This is a genomic window from Bradyrhizobium genomosp. I (2014), from assembly GCF_000261685.1.
In the GTDB taxonomy this organism is placed as follows: Bacteria; Pseudomonadota; Alphaproteobacteria; order Rhizobiales; family Xanthobacteraceae; genus Bradyrhizobium.
Genome location: NZ_AJQE01000028.1, coordinates 1 through 20,714, shown reverse-complemented (window position 1 = coordinate 20,714; position 20,714 = coordinate 1). Strand labels below are relative to the sequence as shown.

Below are 20,714 nucleotides of genomic sequence, written 5' to 3'. Positions count from 1 at the left end.
AATTTACGCCTACCGCGCCGGCCGTATCTCCAGGGCGGGAATGGTACCGTTGTTGACTGCAATAAGAACCGGCGTGCTCGAAACCGGAATCCAGGCCCTGGACACCGGTCTTGCGGCCGAATCGCACGGCATCGCAAAAGTTGCTCCTTCCTGATCGTCCTTGAGCCGGATTTCGTAACGTCGGTCCGGGGCCTCGGACCAGACTGCAACTCTGGCTCCAGACGCCGTGGATGCATTGATCGACACGACGCCGCTGGCGAGCTCTCGTCGCTCGGCGCTCAGGCTGGAACGAATGAAAGCCCAGGCGCCCTGGGTCGCACAGGCGACGGGCTTTGGCGAATTGTCGAAACGGAAGAGGCCGAAATTGTGCTCGAGCTCCGACGGATTCTTTCCGCTGTCCTTGAGCTCATAGAGCCAGATGCCCTTGAGCCAGCGTGCCGCGGTCGACGCCCACAGGATGAGCTGTGCCGTATTGTCGGCCTGGGCCTGTTCGCTGACTTGGCATTTGTTGGTCGCCGTGGTCCAGCCGGTCTCGGTGACATAGATCGGGAAGTCTGGATTCCCGCTCGCCTGGCCGACGAGCCGGTGAAACGCCGTGAGCCGCTCGATGATTTCGGCCGACGTGCGTTTGCTCGGGCCCATGCAGAAATTGTAGAGATGGATCGAAGCACCGTCGGCATATTGCAGAACGCCGGTCCTCAGCATCTTCTCCGTCCATGTCCAGCCCGGATCGTCGCCGAGCGCTCCAACCAGGAAAGGCGCATTCGGCGCAACCCGCTTGACCGCAGGTCGTGTGGCCTCGGCAAGCGCCAGATAATTCTCCGGTGAGAATGCGGCGTCTTTCTTGGCCGCCAGGTTCCACTCGTTCCAGAGCTCGAAGAGGGGATGCTGCGCCACGACCGATTGCGCCGCCGCAGCGGCATAGTCGGCGAACCGCTGCCGCGCCTCATCGGTCGTCGGTGGCGAGGAATTCGGAACGAGATGATGGCCGAACGCGAGGATCAGGAGCGGGCGGGCGACGCCGGACCGGACTTGCGCTTCGAGCCTGCCAAGTCTGGGTGTGAAGCCCATTCGGCGTCCTGCCGTTTCGAAATCGGACCAGGGAAGGTCGTCGCGGAAGGAGTTGAGGCCGAGCTGCTTGATCTGGGCGATGTTCTCTGCAGGGACGTAGCCACGCGCGCTCACCGGCCCGCCCAGCCCTTGATGGGTGCCGACACCCAGCAGAAATCGGGCATCGAGCGGTTGAGCGTGCTGAGCGCAGGCAGGGGCCGACAGAAGAATGGACGAGATGAAGCCCGCGAGGCGGACACTGTCGCGAATCAAGGTGCGCGGGCGTGCCATGGTCTAGACCATGCTCACGCGCGATACATCGGCGGTGACACCAAACCCGGCCTGGTGCATCGCCATCGCGATCTCCGGCATCTGCGAGGGCAAGCGTGCATGTTGATCATCAGAAATTCTTTGAAAGGTCCGATTGCAGCCCCGCCTTCGTTGCGATCGGTGTCCGTTCGTCCTGAAGGAGCTCGACATAGACCTGCTGCAATTGTCCATGCGTCTTCTGAACGTCATACAACTGCTTGAACCGGTCGTAGCCGCGCTGCCCCAGCACTTTGAGATCGAGATCCAGTGCTCGCCGGAAACCATCGACCAGCGGCTGGACGGCGACGGGCTCGCACAGCACGCCGGTGACGCCATCGACGACGATCTCGGGCAATGCGCCGCTGCGGAACGCCAGAATGGGTTTCGCTGCGCGCATCGCCTCGATGGCAACGAGGCCAAAGGCTTCCCATCGTGACGGGATTACGACGAGATCGGCGGCCTCGAGCTGGGTCTCGATGGTCGGGCGGTCCAGCCAGCCCAGCAGGGACACGTTGGAGGGGACGGTCGGGCCTTCGTATTTGTTGACGACGGAGGCGCCGACCATGCGGACGTCGAGGACATGCTCGAGCGAGCGCGCCGCTTCGATCAGGAGATCAAAGCCCTTCTGCCGGTCCAGGCGTCCGATGAACAGGACCTTGACCTTCTTGGAAGTCCATTCCGCCGCAACGGGCGGCAGCGTGCGGCTCTTCGAGATGCCATTGTGGACGACGGTGAGGCGGTCGGCGGGAATTCCCGCGCGGACCGCCTCGTTATATTCGTCACCCGAGATGCAGATGATTCGGTCCGACGTTCGCGCGAGAAGATTTTCTGCTGCCTTCGTCATGAGATGGCTGAGACGACCGGTCTCGCGCGAAAACGCCCAGCCGTGCGGACAATAGACGACGCGCGGTCCGCCCGAGCGGGCCGCCAGCGCGGGCCGGAGCATGAGGCCTGCAAACGAGGAATGCAGGTGCACCACGTCCGGTCTGAAGGCATCCAGCGCTTGCATGCTTGCGCGCAGCATCTGGAATAGCCCGCCTATGCTGCGGCCGGATCGCTCGAACGTCGTAATCTGGTTGTCATCGACCGCGGCGAGATCGCGACGATGATCCGAGGGCACGACATAGTGCACGTTCTCGGCGCCGAAGCTCGCCTGTTGTTGTGGATGCAGCTCGTTCAGGTAGCTCGCAATCCCGCCACGGATCGTCTCGGCGACGTGCAGCACTTTCATCGTCTGTCTTGCATAAGGCTGCGTCGGAGGGCCGGACATCGTGGATCCTCGTTCTGAACTTCACTGACCGCGGCACAGTTCCTCGAATACGTAGCGATATTGGGGCAGCGATGTGGTGATGTTGCGCCGCGATCGTTGCAGAACGAAAAAGTTCTCATGGAACCAGGCAACGAGCCGCGAGTTGCAAAACGTTTGTGCAAAAACCATTGCGCGTCACAGGCGAGTTGCGTCAAATTTCAAGCAGCGCTGGCGACGTTCGCCTGCCCCGCGAGATGATCGAGCAAAGCCTTCGCCGATTTCTTCCACGAATAGAATGCAACGCGATCCTGCTGACGCATGCGTTCCTGATCGGAGATGGCGCCTGCTGCCAATCTTTCAAGCAGGAGCTGCTTCAGAGCTTCGGCATCGCTGGCGCGAAAATACGCAGCCGCGTCACCGCACGTCTCCACGACGGCGTCAGCCGTCGAGGCGATGACCGGACAACCGAAGATCATGGCTTCGAGCGGCGGCACGCCGAACCCCTCGTAGAGCGAGGGAAACACGAACGCCGATGCATGTGCATAGAGAGCTGCAATCTCGCTGTCCGTCAGACGCCCGGCAAGCAGCAGGCCGGAAACCCCTTCGCCCGAATTGTCCTGAAAGACCTTGCTGTTATCGCCTCCGACGATGACCAGTGGAACGTCGGCCCGGTCGAGCAACTGGATCGCGCGAATCGCGACGGAAAGATTCTTGTTCTTGGTCTTCGAACCCACGAAGAGGAAGAATTTTTGCGGCTGAATGCCGAGTCGGACAAGGATGCTTGGGTCGGGCTTCGTGGCAGCGAAGTGTTCGGCGCTGTTGGGGAAGACCGGAATGCGCGATGCCGATAGATTCAGCACCTCAGCAAGCTCTCGGCGGGAAAATGCCGACACTGTTGCGATGGCTGCGTGGCGGGCGAGCAGACGCCCCATTGTGCGATGAACGGTCAAATAGCGCCAGTTGAAGAAGTCGGGTCTGCGAAAGACCTGGGCGTCGTGAATCACGACGACGTGGTCGCGATGGAAGACGGGACCGGAATTGGCCAGACTGATCAAGCGGCCGCCGGCAGCGGCGCGCGCGAGATCGATCTGATCCCAGGCGTGCCCGTGCAACCGGCCGACAGCGCGAATCTTGATTCGATCGAGATGAAGGTCCTCGCTTGCGTCCGCAGGGGTCAGCAATTGCCAATCTGCGTTGCGCAGCGAGGCCGGAGTTTGTTCCGACGCCAGCAGCACGTCGATCGCCTTGACCATTTCAGCGGCATAGCGCTGCACGCCAGTGAGCTTTTGCGACAGAAAGCGGCCGTTGATGAAGAACTTCAATTGGCTACCATAGGAGTTCACCGGCCTTCAGGCCGGGGTCGGCCTCGGTGAGGCAGACGGTGATCGAGCCAACAGAGCAATCGTTGGGTACGGAAATATGACGTCGCGTCGGTCGGAGCCAAAACGTTCCGGCTGCATGATCGGAGCTGCCTTGCTGCCGGTGGGGTGGCGGTGTAGACGTCGGGCATGAGTGACGACACTTACTCTCTCGGCAGCGGTGGGCTCACGGCAACCATCAAGGCGCACGGTGCCGAGCTGTGCTCGCTCAAGCACGGCAGCGGCCTCGAATTCGTCTGGCAGGCGCGGCCGGAATGGCCGCGCCACGCGCCGCTGCTGTTTCCGATCGTCGGGCGCCTCGCCAACGACGAATTGCGGCATCGGGGCAAGACGTATCGGATGACCCAGCACGGCTTTGCCCGCGACAGCCGCTTCGTATGGGCAGAACGCGGCGCGAGCCGCTGCACGCTGGTGCTCCATGACAGCGAGGCGACGCGCGCGCTCTATCCGTTCGCGTTCCGGCTGGCGGCTGCCTATGAGATCGATGACACCGGCCTCGATCTGACGCTCACGATCGCCAACACCGGCAAGGAGACGTTGCCGGCTTCGCTCGGTGGTCATCCCGCTTTCAATTGGCCGCTCCGGCCCGGCGCGGCAAAGGAGAGCTATGCGCTGACTTTCGCGAGCGCGGAGCCGTCTCCCGTCCGCCGTCTCGATGGTGGACTGCTGCGGCCGGCAGCGGAGCCGAGCCCGGTCAAGGGCAACTCGCTTGCTCTGTCCGAATCCCTGTTCACCGACGACGCCATCATCTTCGACCGGATCGAGAGCACTTCGGTCCGCTATGCCGGGGGGCAGGGTGCATCGAGCGGGCCATGGCTGAGAATGTCCTGGCGTGGCTTTCGCGAGCTCGGCGTCTGGTCGAAACCGTCGGGCGCGCCGTTCCTCTGCATCGAGCCCTGGCGCGGCTATGCTAGCCCGGCCGGCTTCAACGGCGAGTTCGCCGAGAAGCCGGGCCTGATGCATATCGCGCCCGGTGAGGAAGAGCGCTTGTCGTTCCGGATCGAGGTCGGGTCGTCCTGAGGCCGGAGGGCGAGCTGATCGACGGGCCTCAGACCTCGATGCGCGTGAGATCCTCGCCGAGCACGACCGGACCTGAGTAGTCGCCTCGGACATCCTCAAGCAGCGCGTTCAACATGGCATCGTCGGTGCGCGGCCGGTGGTGGGTCAGCGCGAGCATCTTGACGCCGGCCTTGGCCGCGACCTTGCCGACGGTGTCGCCGCAGGCGATCGTGTATTTCGCAAGGCGGCGGAGGTGCTCGTTGTTGATCTCCGGCGTGGCGAGGAAGCAGCACTGGACCAGCAGATCGGCTCCTTGTGCCAGCCGCTCGAGCCCGTGGCAGGGGACGGTGTCGCCGGAAATTGCAATGACCTTGCCCTCCGCTTCGAAGCGGTAGCCGAGACACATCCAGCGCGCGAGAAAGGCCGGCGGCACGTCGAGGCCATCGCCATGCGAGACCAGCTCGGCGCTGATCTTCCAGCGCCCGGTGTCGAGAACGGGACCCGCCACGATGTCCGTTGCGACCACAGGCTTCCAGCCGCCGAAGCTGGGCTCGCCCTTGTCCCGCCACGTGATGTCCTTGTCGTAGACCTGCGTGATCAGCGTGCTGACGAGCCGCTCGGTATCCGGCGGTCCATAGATGCGCAGCTCGTCCTTGCGCCCGTGCATCCATGAATTCAGCATCACGTCGTAGAGGTCGCCGATGTGGTCGAAGTGATGGTGCGTGAGAAAGACCGTGTTGATGGCGCCGAGCGGCACGCCCGCCTTGCTGAGCTGCAGCACGACGCCGCGGCCTGCGTCGAACAGGATGTTCTCGTCGCCGAGCCTGATCAGCGTGGTCGTCGCCATGCGGCGCGGGTCCGGGCGCGGACCGCCGGTGCCGAGCAGTATGACCTCCATGACGCCACCTCCAGGGTGCAGATTTTTGCGACACACAGTAGATGCGGAGCTCGCGGCGGGGCAAGCCGGCTCGCCGTCAACGCGATGCGACGCGCTTCCATCTGGCTTCGATGCGCGCCTTGATTTGGCTGATCCGGGCCTCGTGTGCGGCCCAATAGGCGCGGCTGGCGGCTGCAGTGCCTTGACGGTAGCGGGCATAGACCGCTTTGGGCTGTACCGGCATCTTCGGCCGGCTCGCCGGTTTTACCGCGGCCACTGCAGCGACCGGGGGCGCCGGATCCGGAGCGGCCGCAGCTTCGGTCCCTGCCGGCATCGCGTTCATGGCGAGGAGACGGTTGCGGGCTCGGTTGCAATAGACCTGCGACCGCGCGGTCATCGTGTCTTCGCCGTGACCTGCCCGATACTTCATCAGGGCGCGGCAGAGGTCCCCGCCCGCCAGACGCCAGGCCCGGCTGAGGTAAAGCACCCCGTAATGGATATTGATATCAGGCTCTGCGAGTTCCGCGTTGTTTCCGCGGAAACCCAGCATCGCCGCCGTCTCGGGCCGCACCTGCATCAGGCCGATCTCGCCAACGCTGCCGATGGCCGCCGGGTTATAGCCGCTTTCGACGAAGACGACCGCTTCGGCGATATCGGCCGGCAGATTGGTGTTTGCGGTCTCTCTCTCGATGATCTTCCGGATCATGGCCCGGGATGACGGCGTTTCGCCGGCGCCGAGCTCGGTCCCGGCGTTGGAGATCGTCGACGTGGTGTGCGGCCCGTCGATATCGCCGTCGCTGGCATGTGCGCCGATCGGGGCCGACAACAGCAGCGCGACCGCCACGTGTCTCCACGTCGCGCCCGGATTGAAGCGTGCCCGATCCCACAGCATGAGTTTGTCATAGAGCTCCGGGGTTAACAAACCGACCTCCGGCGCGAGGTTATTGTCGCGCGCGGGCGCTCTGATCGGTGGCGGGATATCCGCCACCGTTACGCCAAAGGAACGCCTTCCCCTTCGCGCGTGTTGTGCCCTTGGCGGTGGCGCGGCCGATGCTATGGTGTCCCGCTATTGTGACGGCAGGACGAGGGTATTTCAGTGGCTGATGTTCATCCCGCGGCGGGCAAGCAGGCCTCGCCGGACGCGCTCACCAATATTCCGCGGCTGGTGACGGAATATTTCGCTGGCAAGCCGGATGCATCGGATCCGGCGCAGCGCGTGGCGTTCGGCACGTCGGGCCATCGCGGCTCTTCGTTCAGGAACACGTTCAACGAAGGCCACATCCTCGCGACCACGCAGGCCATCTGCGACTACAGAAGAGAAAAGGGGCTGACAGGTCCGCTCTTCATCGGCATCGACACCCACGCGCTGGCCGAGCCGGCGCTCGTCAGCGCCGTCGAGGTATTCGCCGCCAACGGCGTCGACATCATGATCGACAAGGACGGCGGCTACACGCCGACGCCTGTCATCTCGCATGCCATCCTGACCTACAACAAGGGCCGCACTGGCGGCCTCGCCGACGGCGTCGTCATTACGCCCTCGCACAATCCGCCGGAGGACGGCGGCTACAAATACAATCCGCCGCATGGCGGCCCCGCTGACACTGATGTGACCGGTGTCGTCGAGAAGCGCGCCAACGCGTACCTGGCCGACGGCCTCGAGGGCGTGAAGCGGATCGACTACGCCAGGGCGCGCAAGTCGTCGAACGTCCGTGCCTACGACTTCATCACGCCCTACGTCGCCGACCTCCGCAATGTCGTCGATCTCGACCTCGTCAAATCCGCCGGCGTCACCATCGGCATCGATCCCCTCGGCGGCGCCGCCGTGCATTACTGGCATCCGATCATCGAGCGCTACGGCCTGAAGGCGACGGTGGTGAACGAGGCGATCGACCCGACCTTCCGCTTCATGACGGTGGACTGGGACGGCAAGATCCGCATGGACTGCTCCTCGCCCTACGCGATGGCGAGCCTGATCGGGATGCGCGATCGCTTCGACATCGCGTTTGCCAACGACACCGATGCCGATCGCCACGGCATCGTGACGCGCACCGGCGGCCTGGTGAATCCGAACCATTATCTGGCGACCGCGATTTCCTATCTGTTCGCGCACCGCCCGCACTGGGGCAAGGATGCCGCGATCGGCAAGACCGTGGTGTCGAGCTCGATCATCGATCGCGTCGCGAAAAAGCTCGGGCGCAAGCTGGTGGAGACGCCGGTCGGGTTCAAATGGTTCGTCGACGGGCTCCTCACCGGCGGCTTCGGCTTCGGCGGCGAGGAGAGTGCAGGGGCCTCGTTCCTGCGCCGCGACGGTACGGTGTGGACCACCGACAAGGACGGCATCATCCTCGGCCTGCTCGCTGCCGAGATCACGGCGAAGACCGGCCGGGATCCCAGCCAGCTCTTCGGCGATCTCACCGCCGAGTTCGGCATGCCCCATTACGCGCGGATCGACGTTGCCGCGACAGGGCCGCAGAAGAACATCCTGAAGTCCGTCACGCCGGAGCAACTCGGCCTGAAGGAGCTCGCCGGCGATCCGGTTCGCGCGACGCTGAGCAAGGCGCCCGGCAACGGCCAGCCCTTCGGCGGCATTAAGGTCGAGACCGATTTCGGCTGGTTTGCCGCCAGGCCGTCGGGGACGGAGGACGTCTACAAGATCTACGCCGAGAGTTTCCGCAGCACCGAGCACCTGACGCGGATTCAGGAAGAAGCCAAGGTCGGGCTGGCGAAGGTGTTCGGGGCGTAAGCCAGACGCGGCCTCTCTTACCCTCCCCTGGAGGGGGAGGGTCGATCGCGCACAGCGCGAGCGGGGTGGGGTGATCTCTCCTCTCGGGCAGCGCCTATGTGGAGAGATCATCCGACCCCGCTACGCATTTCGCTCCGCTTCATGCGCAGCGACCCTCCCCCTCCAGGGGAGGGCAAGAGCGCACACATCCGCGTTTTCCTCCAGGGGCCGAAAGACAAAAATCTGAGAATGTGTATACATACACAATGATAGAGGTAATATAATATTCAAAATTCGGCCTTGAACGATTCCATCCCTCGGTTACTGTATACAAAACGTATTCATAAGCCGTGGGAGTGAGACCAATGACAAAGCCCTTCCCCATGAACGCCTGGTACGCCGCGGCGTGGGATGCCGAGGTGAAGCCGGCGCTGCTGCCGCGGACGATCTGCGGCAAGCATGTCGTGATGTACCGCAAGGCCGACGGCGCGGTGGCCGCGTTGGAGGATGCCTGCTGGCACCGCCTGGTGCCGCTGTCCAAGGGCCGGCTCGAAGGCGACACCGTCGTCTGCGGCTATCACGGCCTGAAATACAACGCGCAGGGCCGCTGCACCTTCATGCCCTCGCAGGAGACCATCAACCCGTCGGCCTGCGTGCGCGCCTATCCCGTGGTCGAGCGCCACCGCTACATCTGGCTCTGGATGGGCGATCCCGCGCTGGCCGATCCCGCGCTGGTTCCGGACCTGCACTGGAATCACGATCCGGCCTGGGCCGGCGACGGCAAGACCATCCGCGTCAATTGCGACTACCGCCTCGTGCTCGACAATCTCATGGATCTCACCCACGAGACCTTCGTGCACGGCTCTTCGATCGGCAATGACGCGGTCGCCGAATCGCCGTTCGACGTCACCCATGGCGAGAAGACGGTGACGGTGACGCGCTGGATGCGGAACATCGAGCCGCCGCCGTTCTGGGCCAGGCAGCTCGGCAAACCGGGTCTCGTCGACCGCTGGCAGATCATCCGGTTCGAGGCACCGTGCACCATCGCGATCGACGTCGGCGTCGCGCCGACAGGCACCGGCGCGCCGGAAGGCGATCGCTCGCAGGGCGTCAACGGCTTCGTGCTCAACACCATCACGCCCGAGACCGAGAAGACCTGCCATTATTTCTGGGCCTTCGTGCGCAACTATCGCCTGGGCGAGCAGCGCATCACCACCGAGATCCGTGAGGGTGTCTCCGGCATCTTCCGTGAGGACGAGCTGATCCTGGAAGCGCAGCAGCGCGCTATGGACGAGAACCCGGGCCGCATCTTCTACAACCTCAACATCGACGCCGGCGCGATGTGGTCGCGCAAGCTGATCGACAGGATGGTGGCCAGGGAAAACGGGCCACAGCACCTTCAGGCGGCGGAGTAGAATATGGCCGAACGTGAGGCCGACCGCTCCGTCTCGCAGACCGTGAAGGCGCAGCTCGCGCTGCGCGACCAGATCCTGTCCGGCACCTTGCGCCCCGGCGAGCGCATCTCCGAGCTCCAGGCGGTGGAGACCACCGGCGCCTCGCGCACGCCGGTGCGCATGGCGCTGGTGCGGCTGGAGGAAGAGGGCCTGCTGGAGGCGATCCCCTCCGGCGGCTTCATGGTGAAGGCGTTTTCGGAGCGCGACATTTCCGACTCCATCGAGCTGCGCGGCACGCTGGAAGGTTTGGCTGCGCGCTTTGCCGCCGAGCGCGGTGTCTCCGCCCGCGAGCTGGAGCCGCTGAAGGAATGCCTGGCTGCGATCGATGAATTGCTTGCCCAGGTACCGATCTCGATCGATGCCTTCTCGTCCTATGTCTCGCTGAACGCGCGCTTCCATGCGCTGCTCACGGAGCTGTCGCGCAGCCCGCCGCTGATCCGCCAGATCGACCGCGCCTCGGCGCTGCCATTTGCGTCCCCGAGCGGTTTCGTGATGGCACAATCGGCGCTGCCGGAGGCGCAGCAGATCCTGATCATCGCGCAGGAGCACCATCGCGTCGTGATCGACGCCATCGAGAACCGCGAAGGCGCGCGCGCCGAGGCCGTCATGCGCGAGCATGCACGGCTCGCGGTGCGAAACCTGCGGCTCGCGCTGCGCAACCGGACCCATCTCGATCTGCTGCCGGCGCTCGCGCTGATCAAGACCGCAACCGATTGAGGGCTGTCGCCATGCGCTTCATCGAAACCTGGATTCCTGCAACGCTCGTCTCGACCCGCGACCTTGCGCCCGGCATCCGCGAATTCCTGATCGAGCCGGACCGGTTCGACGTCACGGCCTATCCGGTCGGGAGCCACATCAATGTCAGCGTGACCATCGACGGTCAGCCGGAGACGCGGTCCTATTCGCTGGTCGGCGAGGCCTCTTCGCACGGCTTCAGAATTGCGGTGCGTCGCGCCGAGGATTCCCGCGGCGGCTCCCGCTACATGTGGTCCTTGCGGCCGGGCGCGCGGCTCGACATCACCCGGCCCGCCGCGCTGCTCGCCGTGGACTGGACGCGGAAGAACTATTGCCTGATCGCCGGCGGCATCGGCATCACCCCGATCCTCGGCGCGGCGCAGGCGCTGGCGCGCCGGGCGCCGGATGTCATGCTGCATTATGCGGTGCGCTCGCGCCGCGAGGCCGCCTATCTCGACGACCTCGCCGCGATGCTTGGAGACCGCCTCGTCGTCCACGCGAGCGACGAAGGCAAGCGGCTCGATCTCGACGCGCTGTTCGCCTCGTTGCCGCAAGGAACGCTGGCGCTGTTCTGCGGTCCGATGCGCATGCTCGATGCCGCGCGCCATGCCTGGATCGGCGCCGGCCATCCGCTCCCCGATCTCCGCTACGAGACCTTCGGCTCCAGCGGCCGGTTACCGACCGAAACGTTTCGCGTGCGATTGAAGGACTCGAACGTCGAGCTCGAAATCCCGCGTGAGCGCTCGATGCTGGACGTGCTCAACGCCGGCGGTCATGACGTGATGTTCGACTGCAAGCGCGGCGAATGCGGCCTCTGCGCCATCGACGTGGTCGCGGTCGACGGCGAAATCGACCATCGCGACGTCTTCTTCAGCGACCACCAGAAGCAAAGCAACCAGAAGATCTGCGCCTGCGTCTCCCGCGCGCGGGGCACCATCACGGTGGATACGTTGCTACGGGCGGACGCGGTTTAACACCAGGAGAAGTCGTCATGCCCGGGCTTGTCCCGGGCATCCACGTTCTTCCGCCGTGAGGTTAGGCGTGGATGGCCGGGCCAAGCCGGCCATGACGCTGTGGAAGCGTCATCATCCCACACTGGCAGCTACGCCGCGTAGACCGCCCGATATTTCTTCGTATCCAGCAGCGCCAGCACGCCATCGACCGACACCGGCCGGCTGATCAGATAGCCCTGCACCTCGTCGCAACTGATCTGGCGCAGATATTCGATCTGGTCGGCGGTCTCGACGCCTTCGGCGACAACGCCGATGTTGAGGTCGCGCGCGAGCGAAACCACCGACTTCACGATCGCGGCGCAGTCCGGCTGCACCAGCATGTCGCGGATGAAGGACTGGTCGATCTTGATGCGGCTGAACGGCAGCTTGCGCAGGTAAGTCAGCGACGAGAAGCCGGTGCCGAAATCGTCGAGCGCCACGGTGACGCCGAGCTCCAGCAGCGCGTTCAGGACGGTCGCGGCCGAGCCGTATTTCGACAGCAGCATCGATTCCGTGATCTCGATCTCGAGCCGGTGCGGGGCGATCCTGGCGTCGGCGAGCGCCTGCACGATGGTCTGGAGGATGCCTGTGTTGTGAAACTGCGCCGCGGAGAAATTCACGGCGACCCGGATCTCCTCCGGCCATTGCGCCACGGTCGCACAGGCGCGGCGGATGACCCATTCGCCGATCTCGTGGATCAGCCCGGTCTCCTCCGCGATTGGTATGAATTCACTCGGCGGCACCAGTCCGCGCGAAGGATGCTGCCAGCGCAATAGCGCTTCGAAGCCGGTGATGCGGTTGTCGCCGAGATCGAGGAACGGCTGGAACACCAGGAATAGCTCGTCTCTGGCGATCGCACCCGCGAGGTCCGATTGCAGCGCCTTGCGGTCGCGCGACACCTTGTCGTCGCTGGCCTCGAAGAAGCACACCGAGCCCGGCCCCGCCTTCTTGGCACGGTAGAGCGCCGCGTCGGCGTTCTTCATGATGTCGAGGGCGGTGTTGCCGTCGCGAGGGGCGAGCACGATGCCGACGCTGGTCGCGCCGACGATCTGGCGGCCCTCGAGCGGGAACGGTTCGGTGAACGCCGCGACGAAGCGTTCGGCGATTTCGAGCGCATCCTCCGGCCGCGCCAGGTTGGCCATGACCAGCGCGAACTCGTCGCCGCCGATGCGCGCGACGTGCTCGGCCGCACGCGTGCAGCGTTGCAGACGGTTCGCGACCTGGACCAGGAATTCGTCCCCCGCGGGATGGCCGAACTTGTCGTTGACCTCCTTGAAGCGGTCGAGATCGAGCAAGAGCACCGCGAACTCCTCGCCGGACAAGGCGAGACGCCTCAAGGCGGCGTCGAGCGTTTCGTTGAAGGCGACGCGGTTGGGCAGATGGGTCAGGGGATCCAGCCGCACCGTGCGTTCGGCCTCGATCTGCCGCATCACGCGCCGCGCGAACGAGAACGAATTGACGAACACGCCTCGCAGCAGGACGCTGCCGTAGACCACGACGAGAAAGGCGATCAGGAGAAAGGCCAGATCGCCGTTCCTGCCGAGGCAGATGGCGATACCGACGAAGATCGGGGCCGTGAAGGCGATGGCCGCGATCGGGATGGTGGCGAAGGCCAGCGCGCCGCCGGCCAGCATGCCCGAGCACAGGCAGGTGATGACGAGCTGGCCGCCGGTCGAGGCGTCGGCGAAGAAGGCGACCGGGACGATGCCCCAGGCCGCGCCGAGGATGAAGGCGTTGCGCACCAGCCGGTGCATGGCGCGACGCGAGACGAATTGCGGCTTGGTGATGCGGCGCACCGCCCGCGATCTCAGCCCGAAAGCGATCGCGGCGCCGGCGACTGTGACCGCCCAGATCAGGGCCGGGATCTTGGCCGGCGACTGCCACAGCGCGATGGCGAGAACGATGGCGTTGCAGGCGTTGGCGAGCATGATGCCGACCGAATAGCCGAGCACGAGCGACATCTGTTCGGCCCGGATATGCCCGGCCACGGCCTCGTCGGTTGCGGGACCGCCAAAGGCCGACAGATCGCCGGCGAACAGCCGTGCGACATAGTTGGTCGTTTGAGTCCGCATGCGATGGCCTAGCAACACCGGCCGTTGTCCGGCTCGATCAGGAGAATTCGTTGCAAACCTTTGACGAACTATGAATTATCCCCGTTTGCCACGACCGGTGTGACCACATCTGCGTGTTCAATTCACGGTATCGATAACAAAATCGATACAACGCGCAGCGAGGGCGCCGTGCTCGCATCCTCTTGAACTCGTGCGGCAGCAGCCCGGCGACGTTCGCTTGACCCTGGCCGCGAAGCCCCGCAGGTCACTGCGAAGAGCTTCCGGGATCAAATTGAGCGAGCGCGCGGCCTTACTTGTGTGATGCCGACCCCGGAAATCGCGAGCAGCCCGCCGATGATCAGCTTTGGCGTCAAGCGTTCGCCAAGGAAGACAACGCTCGAAAGCAACGCAAATGCCGGAAGCAGCAGACCGAAGGGCGCGACGCGAACCATCGAGCAACGGGCGATCAGCCAAAACCAGAGGCCAAACCCAATGATTCCGCCGATGAAGACCGTGTAGGCGAGCGCCAGCCAACCCCGTTCGCCTACCGTCACGAGGCTCGCCGCCTGTCCATATTCCAGCAGCAACGACATCAACATGACCTGCGGCACCGTGAGCAGCGACGACCATCCCATCAGCATCAAGGGATCAAAGGGGCCATAGCGTTTCGTCAACACGGTGGATACCGCGAAGGCGAAAGCTGCTCCAACCACAAGCAACAGCGGAAGCGGATTGGCGGACGGGCCCGGTTCCGCTGCCAGCACGGTCACGCCGACGAATGCAAGCACTACTCCGGCACAGGTGGCGAGTGACGGCCTCTCCGCGAGCAGCGGCCAGGCCAGCAGGACGGTGAAGGGCGTGGCGAGTTGGTACGCGACCGCCGACATGCTTCCCGAGCCGAGCCCAAGGCCCACATAGAAGAGCCCGAAATTCAGCCCACCAAGGAAAAGCGAAATGGCCGCGACAGGGCCGAGCTGCCGACGCGTGGGCCTGTCGACGAACGGAACAAGCAGCAGCGTAATGGCCAGAAAGCGCAGTGCGAGGAAGAAGAGCGGCGGAAACTCCGCAACGCCCACTTTGATGGCCACGAACTGATAACCCCAGATCAGGGGAACGGCGACCGCGCAGACGATCTGGATGGCAGACATGGCGCACGTCCCTTTCAAGACCGATCAGTCCAAATATAAGCCCGGCATCAGCGGAAGCGTTGCGGTGTCCTTACCTGACGAAACGGCCGATGAGAGCGTCGACGGCGGCCTGCGATGTCGTCCGTGCCGGTGCCGTCTTGCCGACCACGCGCAGCCCTTCAACGAAACAGATGAGAACCCGGGCGGCCGTTGCCGGCTCGACACCATCGGCCAACCTGCCCGCCGCTTTCGCGCGGGACAGTGCATTGGTCACTTTGGCCTCCATCGCCTTGAAGAAGCCCGCAACGCGTCGACCGACTTCGGCATCCCCGCCAGCCAATTCCATGGCCGTGGCCACCAGGAGGCATCCGCGCCGGCCGTTGCTCCCGCTGGTGCGATCGACGTAGCCGGCCAGGTAGGCCCGCAGGCCGTCGACCGGGTCGTTTCGGGGATCGAATTCGACATCCATCCGCGCCAAGGCATCCGCGATGTAACGATCAAGCGCGCGCAAGAAGAGCGAATGCTTGCCGCCGAAAGCGGCGTAGAGGCTGCCCCGCGACAGTCTGGTCGCACGAAGGAGATCGGGCAGCGCCGTGGCGTGATAGCCGCGCGACCAGAACACATCCATCGCGCGTTCGACAGCGGCGTCCATGTCGAAACTTCGCGGCCGGCCACGGGGCAACGGCGCTGGGGTGTTTTGCCTCATGCTGATATATAGACCGATCGGTCCTTAAATGACAAGCCGCCCGCAGGAATCGCCGGGCACCGAGCTTCGGGCGATCTCCAGCCTCCGGTCCGGGCGTCAATACGGCCGTACGCGTTGATGTGTGCCTCGCGTCAGCGCCCCAACTGCTTCGGGTCGTAATAGAAGCGCTCCTCGACCAGTTTGTCGCCCCGCCAGATCTGCCAGGCGATCTCGTCCAGCGTCCGCGTGACGCCTTCGGCATTGGTGAAGCTGAAGCGCCAGCGGGTTGCGACATGGTCGCCTTCGATCAGGCTCGGTCCGACGCGGACGGCCTTGACCTCCCTGGACGCCGCCAGCACGCCGCGCTCCTTGGCGACGAGCCTGTCGCGGCCGACCGTCGGGGCGGCGTTGTTCTCGTAAGTCACGGCATCGGGGGTGCAGAAGTGTTCGATGGCACCGATGAAGTCCCCGGCTTCCAGCCGTTGCGCGAAGGCTTCGACGACATCGCGGCTCGGCATAGCGTGCTCCCGGGAAAACCGACTGATGGTCGGTAAATACCGACCAATGGTCGAAAAGTCAACTGGTGGCCTGCAGAGAATTAGATTACAGGCTGATGGATGAGACATAGCTATAGCCTCCACGTAGGTGCGTTCCCTCCCCCCTTGTGGGTGAGGGCTAGGGAGAGGGATAGCTCAGCAAAAGGTATCGGTTGTTGATGATGCACCAAGGGTGGGTAAGCGACGGATAGAATCCCCGTGTGGTACCCCCCCTCCCTGACCCTCCCCGCAAGGGGGAGGGAACGGAAAGACCGCCGCTGATCGCGAATCCGCGTCGACCTAAATTCATTACGCTCTAGACGAGAGCCCATGGCGAAGCAGGCGGAGCGACGGGCAGCGACTTCGGAGGCGATCCTGACGTCGGCACGTCGCCTGTTCGGGACGCAAGGATTCGCAGCCACCACCATGGACGAGATCGCCGAGGCAGCCGCCGTCGCCAAGGGCGCGGTCTATCATCACTTCAAGACCAAGGAGGCGGTGTTCGAAGCCGTGTTCGACCAGGTCTCGCGCGACCTCGTTGCCGAGATCGACCGCACTGCACGGGCCGAGAAAGACGTGCTCGCCGCGATGGTCGCCGGCACCCAGCATTACTTTGCGGCGACCGCGAAGGGCCCGACCGGCCAGATCATTTTGCGCGACGGTCCCGCCGTGCTCGGCTGGGAACGCTGGCGCGAGATCGACGCCAGGCATTTCGGCGGCAAGCTGCCGCGCGCGATTGCAGCGGCCATGGAAGCCGGACTCATCGTTCGCCAGCCGGTCGAGCCGTTGGCGCGGCTGCTGCTCGGCGCAGTGACGGAGGCCGCGGTCGCCTGCGCCGGACGGGCCGACATCGCAAGGGCCGGCGCGGAATATGCCCGTGCGTTCAAGTCGCTGGTCGAGGCGCTGCGCGTGCGCGAATGATTGTGCTAAGTGAACGACGGAAACGCCCACACCAACAAGAAGAACAGTAGCGCATGAACGCAAATTCCTCCCTCGCGCCGTCCGATCCCGAATTCGATTACATCATCGTCGGCGCTGGCTCTGCCGGCTGCGTGCTCGCCAATCGGCTCTCCGCAAACGGCAAGCATAGCGTGCTGCTGCTCGAGGCCGGCCCGAAAGATTCCAACATCTGGATCCACGTGCCGCTCGGCTACGGCAAGCTGTTCAAGGAGAAGACGGTCAACTGGATGTACCAGACCGAGCCGGAGCCCGAGCTGAAGGGCCGCCAGGTGTTCCAGCCGCGCGGCAAGACGCTGGGCGGATCGAGCTCGATCAACGGCCTGCTCTATGTCCGCGGCCAGCACGAGGACTATGACCGCTGGCGCCAGCTCGGCAACACCGGCTGGGGTTACGACGACGTGCTGCCCTATTTCAAGAAGGCCGAGAACCAGTCGCGCGGCGCCGATCAATATCACGGCAGCGGCGGTCCGCTGCCGGTCTCCAACATGATCGTGACCGATCCGCTGTCGAAGGCCTTCATCGATGCCGCGGTCGAGACCGGTCTGCCCTACAACCCCGATTTCAACGGGGCCACACAGGAGGGCGTCGGCCTGTTCCAGACCACGACGCACAACGGCCGCCGCGCCTCGACATCGGTGGCCTATCTCGGCCCGGCCAAGACGCGCGGCAATCTCAAGATCGAGACCTCGGCGCTCGGCCAGCGTGTGCTGTTCGAGGGCCGCCGTGCGATCGGCGTCGAATACCGGCAAGGCGCCAACGTGCGCCGCGCCCGGGCGCGGAAGGAAGTCGTATTGTCGAGCGGCGCCTACAACTCGCCGCAGCTGCTCCAGCTCTCCGGCGTCGGCCCCGCCGATCTCCTGCGCAAGCATGGCATCGAGGTGGTGCTGGACGCACCGGGCGTCGGTCGCGATCTCCAGGACCACATGCAGGTGCGCATCGTGATGCGCTGCTCGCAGAAGATCACCCTCAACGACACCATCAATCATCCGCTTCGTCGCACCATGGCCGGCGCGCGCTATGCGCTGTTCCGCAAGGGCTGGCTGACGATCGCAGCGGGCACGGCGGGCGCATTCTTCAAGACCAGCCCGCGGCTGGCCTCGCCCGACATCCAGGTCCACTTCCTGCCGTTCTCGACCGACAAGATGGGCGAGAAGCTGCACGATTTCTCCGGCTTCACCGCCTCGGTCTGCCAGCTCCGGCCCGAGAGCCGCGGCTCCTTGCGCATCAAGAGCGCCGACCCGACCGTGCCGCCGGAGATCCGCATCAACTACATGTCGACCGAGACCGATCGCACCACCAACGTCGAGGGCATCAAGATCCTGCGCAAGATCCTGAACGCGCCGGCGCTGAAGCCGTTCGTGGTCAGCGAGTACGATCCCGGGGCGAAGGTATCGACGGACGCGGACATACTGGATTATTGCCGCGAGCGCGGCAGCACCATCTACCATCCGACCTCGACCTGTCGTATGGGCAACGACGCGCTCGCGGTGGTCGACCAGAGGCTGAGGGTGAGGGGGCTCGACGGCCTTCGCGTCGTCGACGGCTCGATCATGCCGGACCTCGTCTCGGGGAACACCAATGCGCCGATCATCATGATCGCCGAAAAGGCCTCCGACATGATATTGGAGGATGCGCGGTAGAGCATGATCCGGAAAAGTGGGAACCGGTTTTCCGATCAGATCATGCTCTAAGATAACGACGCGCATCTCGAAAGGACCAGGACTTGGCCACGCGATTGAGGATCGGCACACGCAAGAGCGCCATGGCGCTGGCGCAGACGGAAGAGATCGCGCGCCGCCTGACCGCCGCCGTACCCGGTCTCGACGTCGAGATCGTCAAGTTCGACACCACGGGCGATCTCGACCAGACCAGCAAGCTCTTGCCGCATGGCGGCAAGGGCGGCGCCTTCGTGGCGCAGATCCGCGCCGCCGTGCTGTCGGGCGAATTGCAGGCGGCGATGCATTCGCTCAAGGACATGCCGGGCAACGAGGACACGCCGGGCCTCGTCATCGGCGCCACCTTGTCGCGCGATCCGCCCAGTGATGCGCTGGTGCTGCGCGAGGGCGTGACGCTGGAGGCCCTACGCCAGTCGCGCGGCAGGGGTTTCAAGATCGGCACCAACGCGGTCCGCCGCGCCGCCTATGCACGCCGGCTGTTTCCTGACGTCGAGATCATTCACTTCCGCGGCGCCGCCGACACGCGCGTGCGCAAGCTCGACAATGGCGAGAAGCAGCGCCTGCCGGACGGCGGCGCGGCGGGGCCGGCCGATGCGCTGATCATGGCGCGCTCGGGCCTCGATCGCGTTGGTCTGGCAAACCGCATCGCCTACGAATTTTCGGCGGCAGAGATGCTGCCGGCGGCAGGGCAGGGCATCGTCGCGGTCGAATGCGCGGCGCGGGATTGGCAGACGCGGCAGATCCTGTCATCGATCGACGATCCCTCGGCGCACGCCTCGGCCGATGCCGAGCGCGAGGTGCTGTGGGTGCTGAACGGCCACTGCAATTCACCGGTGGCGAGCTTCTCGACCATCGCGGGCGATCAGATGTCGCTCACCGCATCCGTGCTCGACCTCTCCGGCAACACCATCATCGAAGCCTCGCGCACGGGGCCGGCCAACCGCCCCCGTGAGCTCGGGCGTGCGGTGGGATTGGACCTGTTGGCGAAGGGCGCCGCCGAGATCATCGAGCGCAGCCGGCCGCGGTAAGTCCGTCTGCGAGATCACAACCGGCGATGGTGCCGTTCTGCGCTTGTTTTGCCCGACGAGTCAAACGCGCGCGGTGACTCATCCCAGCCCAAGCTTTTCAATGACTTGTCTACTGTGCATGGGGTTGTTTTCGCGGTTTTTGTTTTGCCGCGCCCGAAGGGGCGAAATAAATCAGCCCCGCACGCGCTTCAGCATCTGTTCGACATGGGCGATCGGCGTCTCCGGCTGGATGCCGTGGCCGAGATTGAAGATCAGTCGCCCTTGCGCGAAATTGGCCAGCACATCGTCGACCGCGCGGTCGAGCGCGGCACCGCCCGTGATCAGCACCAGCGGATCGAGATTGCCCTGCACGGCGACCCTGCTTTGCACGCGCTCGCGGATGAAGGCCGGCTCCGCGGTCCAGTCGATGCTGACCGCATTGACGCCGGTTGCCTCGACATAGCCCGGTAGCAGCGCGCCGGCGCCGCGGGGGAAGCCGATGATCTTCGCATCCGGCACCTTGGCCCTCACGCCCTCGACGATGCGCCGCGTCGGTTCGGTCGACCAGCGCGCGAACTCGGCGGGCGGCAGCACGCCGGCCCAGGTGTCGAAGATCTGCAAGGCATCGGCGCCGGCGGAGAGCTGTGCAAGCAGATACTCGATCGAGCTGTCGACCAGCACGTCGATGATCTCTGAGAACGCCTCGGGATGCCGATAGGCCATCATCCGGGCCGGGGCCTGGTCGGACGTGCCATGGCCTGCGACCATGTAGGTCGCCACCGTCCAGGGCGCGCCGCAGAAGCCGATCAGCGCGGTCCTGGGATCGAGCGCGCCGCGCACGATCTTCAGCGCCTCGAACACCGGCTTGAGCTTGCCGAAGTCGGCGTGCGGCGCCAGCGTCGCGAC

Annotated in this window: 18 protein-coding genes; 8 read left to right on the top strand and 10 right to left on the bottom strand. The window is 64.7% G+C overall.

What is annotated here, in order from left to right; all coding sequences use genetic code 11:
• Positions 1–9: 9 nt before the first annotated feature.
• The 3 genes from IC50_RS02600 to IC50_RS02590 all read right to left on the bottom strand — a co-directional run bounded on the left by IC50_RS02600 (position 10) and on the right by IC50_RS02590 (position 3,930).
• Entirely contained in the window at positions 10–1,341 is a 1,332-nt protein-coding gene (locus tag IC50_RS02600) for a hypothetical protein (protein ID WP_035700049.1), read from the bottom strand.
• 109 nt (positions 1,342–1,450) lie between these two features.
• Positions 1,451–2,590: a glycosyltransferase gene (locus IC50_RS02595; RefSeq protein ID WP_035700047.1), complete on the bottom strand. Its 1,140-nt coding sequence runs from the start codon at positions 2,588–2,590 to the stop codon at positions 1,451–1,453.
• Between the two features lie 236 nt (positions 2,591–2,826).
• On the bottom strand, positions 2,827–3,930 hold the full coding sequence (locus tag IC50_RS02590) for a glycosyltransferase family 4 protein (protein ID WP_035700046.1): 1,104 nt from the start codon (positions 3,928–3,930) through the stop codon (positions 2,827–2,829).
• Positions 3,931–4,116: 186 nt separating this feature from the next.
• Here IC50_RS02590 and IC50_RS02585 point away from each other — a divergent pair, with 186 nt between their 5' ends.
• Complete coding sequence (locus IC50_RS02585) at positions 4,117–5,007, top strand: aldose 1-epimerase family protein (RefSeq protein ID WP_035700045.1); 891 nt, start codon at positions 4,117–4,119, stop codon at positions 5,005–5,007.
• Positions 5,008–5,035: 28 nt separating this feature from the next.
• Here IC50_RS02585 and IC50_RS02580 read toward each other — a convergent pair whose 3' ends face one another.
• Positions 5,036–5,884 (bottom strand): MBL fold metallo-hydrolase, encoded by an 849-nt coding sequence (locus tag IC50_RS02580; RefSeq protein ID WP_035700044.1) that lies wholly within the window; start codon positions 5,882–5,884, stop codon positions 5,036–5,038.
• Between the two features lie 76 nt (positions 5,885–5,960).
• Entirely contained in the window at positions 5,961–6,755 is a 795-nt protein-coding gene (locus IC50_RS02575) for a transglycosylase SLT domain-containing protein (protein WP_035700043.1), read from the bottom strand.
• A 204-nt stretch (positions 6,756–6,959) separates the two neighbouring features.
• Between IC50_RS02575 and pgm the strand changes: the two genes are divergently transcribed.
• The 4 genes from pgm to IC50_RS02555 all read left to right on the top strand — a co-directional run bounded on the left by pgm (position 6,960) and on the right by IC50_RS02555 (position 11,748).
• Positions 6,960–8,606, top strand: a complete 1,647-nt coding sequence (pgm, locus tag IC50_RS02570) for a phosphoglucomutase (alpha-D-glucose-1,6-bisphosphate-dependent) (RefSeq protein ID WP_035700042.1) — start codon at positions 6,960–6,962, stop codon at positions 8,604–8,606.
• A gap of 344 nt (positions 8,607–8,950) precedes the next feature.
• Positions 8,951–10,000: an aromatic ring-hydroxylating dioxygenase subunit alpha gene (locus IC50_RS02565; protein ID WP_035700041.1), complete on the top strand. Its 1,050-nt coding sequence runs from the start codon at positions 8,951–8,953 to the stop codon at positions 9,998–10,000.
• Positions 10,001–10,003: 3 nt separating this feature from the next.
• Positions 10,004–10,756: a GntR family transcriptional regulator gene (locus IC50_RS02560; protein ID WP_035700040.1), complete on the top strand. Its 753-nt coding sequence runs from the start codon at positions 10,004–10,006 to the stop codon at positions 10,754–10,756.
• A gap of 11 nt (positions 10,757–10,767) precedes the next feature.
• Complete coding sequence (locus IC50_RS02555) at positions 10,768–11,748, top strand: PDR/VanB family oxidoreductase (protein ID WP_035700039.1); 981 nt, start codon at positions 10,768–10,770, stop codon at positions 11,746–11,748.
• A 128-nt stretch (positions 11,749–11,876) separates the two neighbouring features.
• Here the strand turns inward: IC50_RS02555 and IC50_RS02550 are convergent, their stop codons facing one another.
• The 4 genes from IC50_RS02550 to IC50_RS02535 all read right to left on the bottom strand — a co-directional run bounded on the left by IC50_RS02550 (position 11,877) and on the right by IC50_RS02535 (position 16,147).
• Positions 11,877–13,838, bottom strand: a complete 1,962-nt coding sequence (locus tag IC50_RS02550) for a putative bifunctional diguanylate cyclase/phosphodiesterase (protein WP_035700038.1) — start codon at positions 13,836–13,838, stop codon at positions 11,877–11,879.
• A gap of 266 nt (positions 13,839–14,104) precedes the next feature.
• Positions 14,105–14,965 carry a DMT family transporter gene (locus tag IC50_RS02545; RefSeq protein WP_035700037.1) on the bottom strand — a complete coding sequence of 287 codons (861 nt, stop codon included), beginning with the start codon at positions 14,963–14,965 and terminating at the stop codon, positions 14,105–14,107.
• Positions 14,966–15,035: 70 nt separating this feature from the next.
• Positions 15,036–15,596, bottom strand: a complete 561-nt coding sequence (locus IC50_RS02540; protein WP_239621768.1) for a TetR/AcrR family transcriptional regulator — start codon at positions 15,594–15,596, stop codon at positions 15,036–15,038.
• 185 nt (positions 15,597–15,781) lie between these two features.
• Positions 15,782–16,147: a nuclear transport factor 2 family protein gene (locus IC50_RS02535; RefSeq protein ID WP_035700034.1), complete on the bottom strand. Its 366-nt coding sequence runs from the start codon at positions 16,145–16,147 to the stop codon at positions 15,782–15,784.
• A gap of 348 nt (positions 16,148–16,495) precedes the next feature.
• Between IC50_RS02535 and IC50_RS02530 the strand changes: the two genes are divergently transcribed.
• The 3 genes from IC50_RS02530 (at position 16,496) to hemC (ending at position 19,829) form a co-directional block, all read left to right on the top strand.
• Complete coding sequence (locus IC50_RS02530) at positions 16,496–17,086, top strand: TetR/AcrR family transcriptional regulator (RefSeq protein ID WP_035700032.1); 591 nt, start codon at positions 16,496–16,498, stop codon at positions 17,084–17,086.
• Between the two features lie 53 nt (positions 17,087–17,139).
• Entirely contained in the window at positions 17,140–18,765 is a 1,626-nt protein-coding gene (locus IC50_RS02525) for a GMC family oxidoreductase (RefSeq protein WP_035700031.1), read from the top strand.
• A gap of 83 nt (positions 18,766–18,848) precedes the next feature.
• Positions 18,849–19,829, top strand: coding sequence for a hydroxymethylbilane synthase (hemC, locus tag IC50_RS02520; RefSeq protein ID WP_035700029.1), 981 nt, complete (start codon positions 18,849–18,851; stop codon positions 19,827–19,829).
• A gap of 171 nt (positions 19,830–20,000) precedes the next feature.
• Here the strand turns inward: hemC and IC50_RS02515 are convergent.
• On the bottom strand, positions 20,001–20,714 hold a 714-nt coding region (locus IC50_RS02515), incomplete at its 5' end, for a uroporphyrinogen decarboxylase family protein (RefSeq protein ID WP_035700027.1).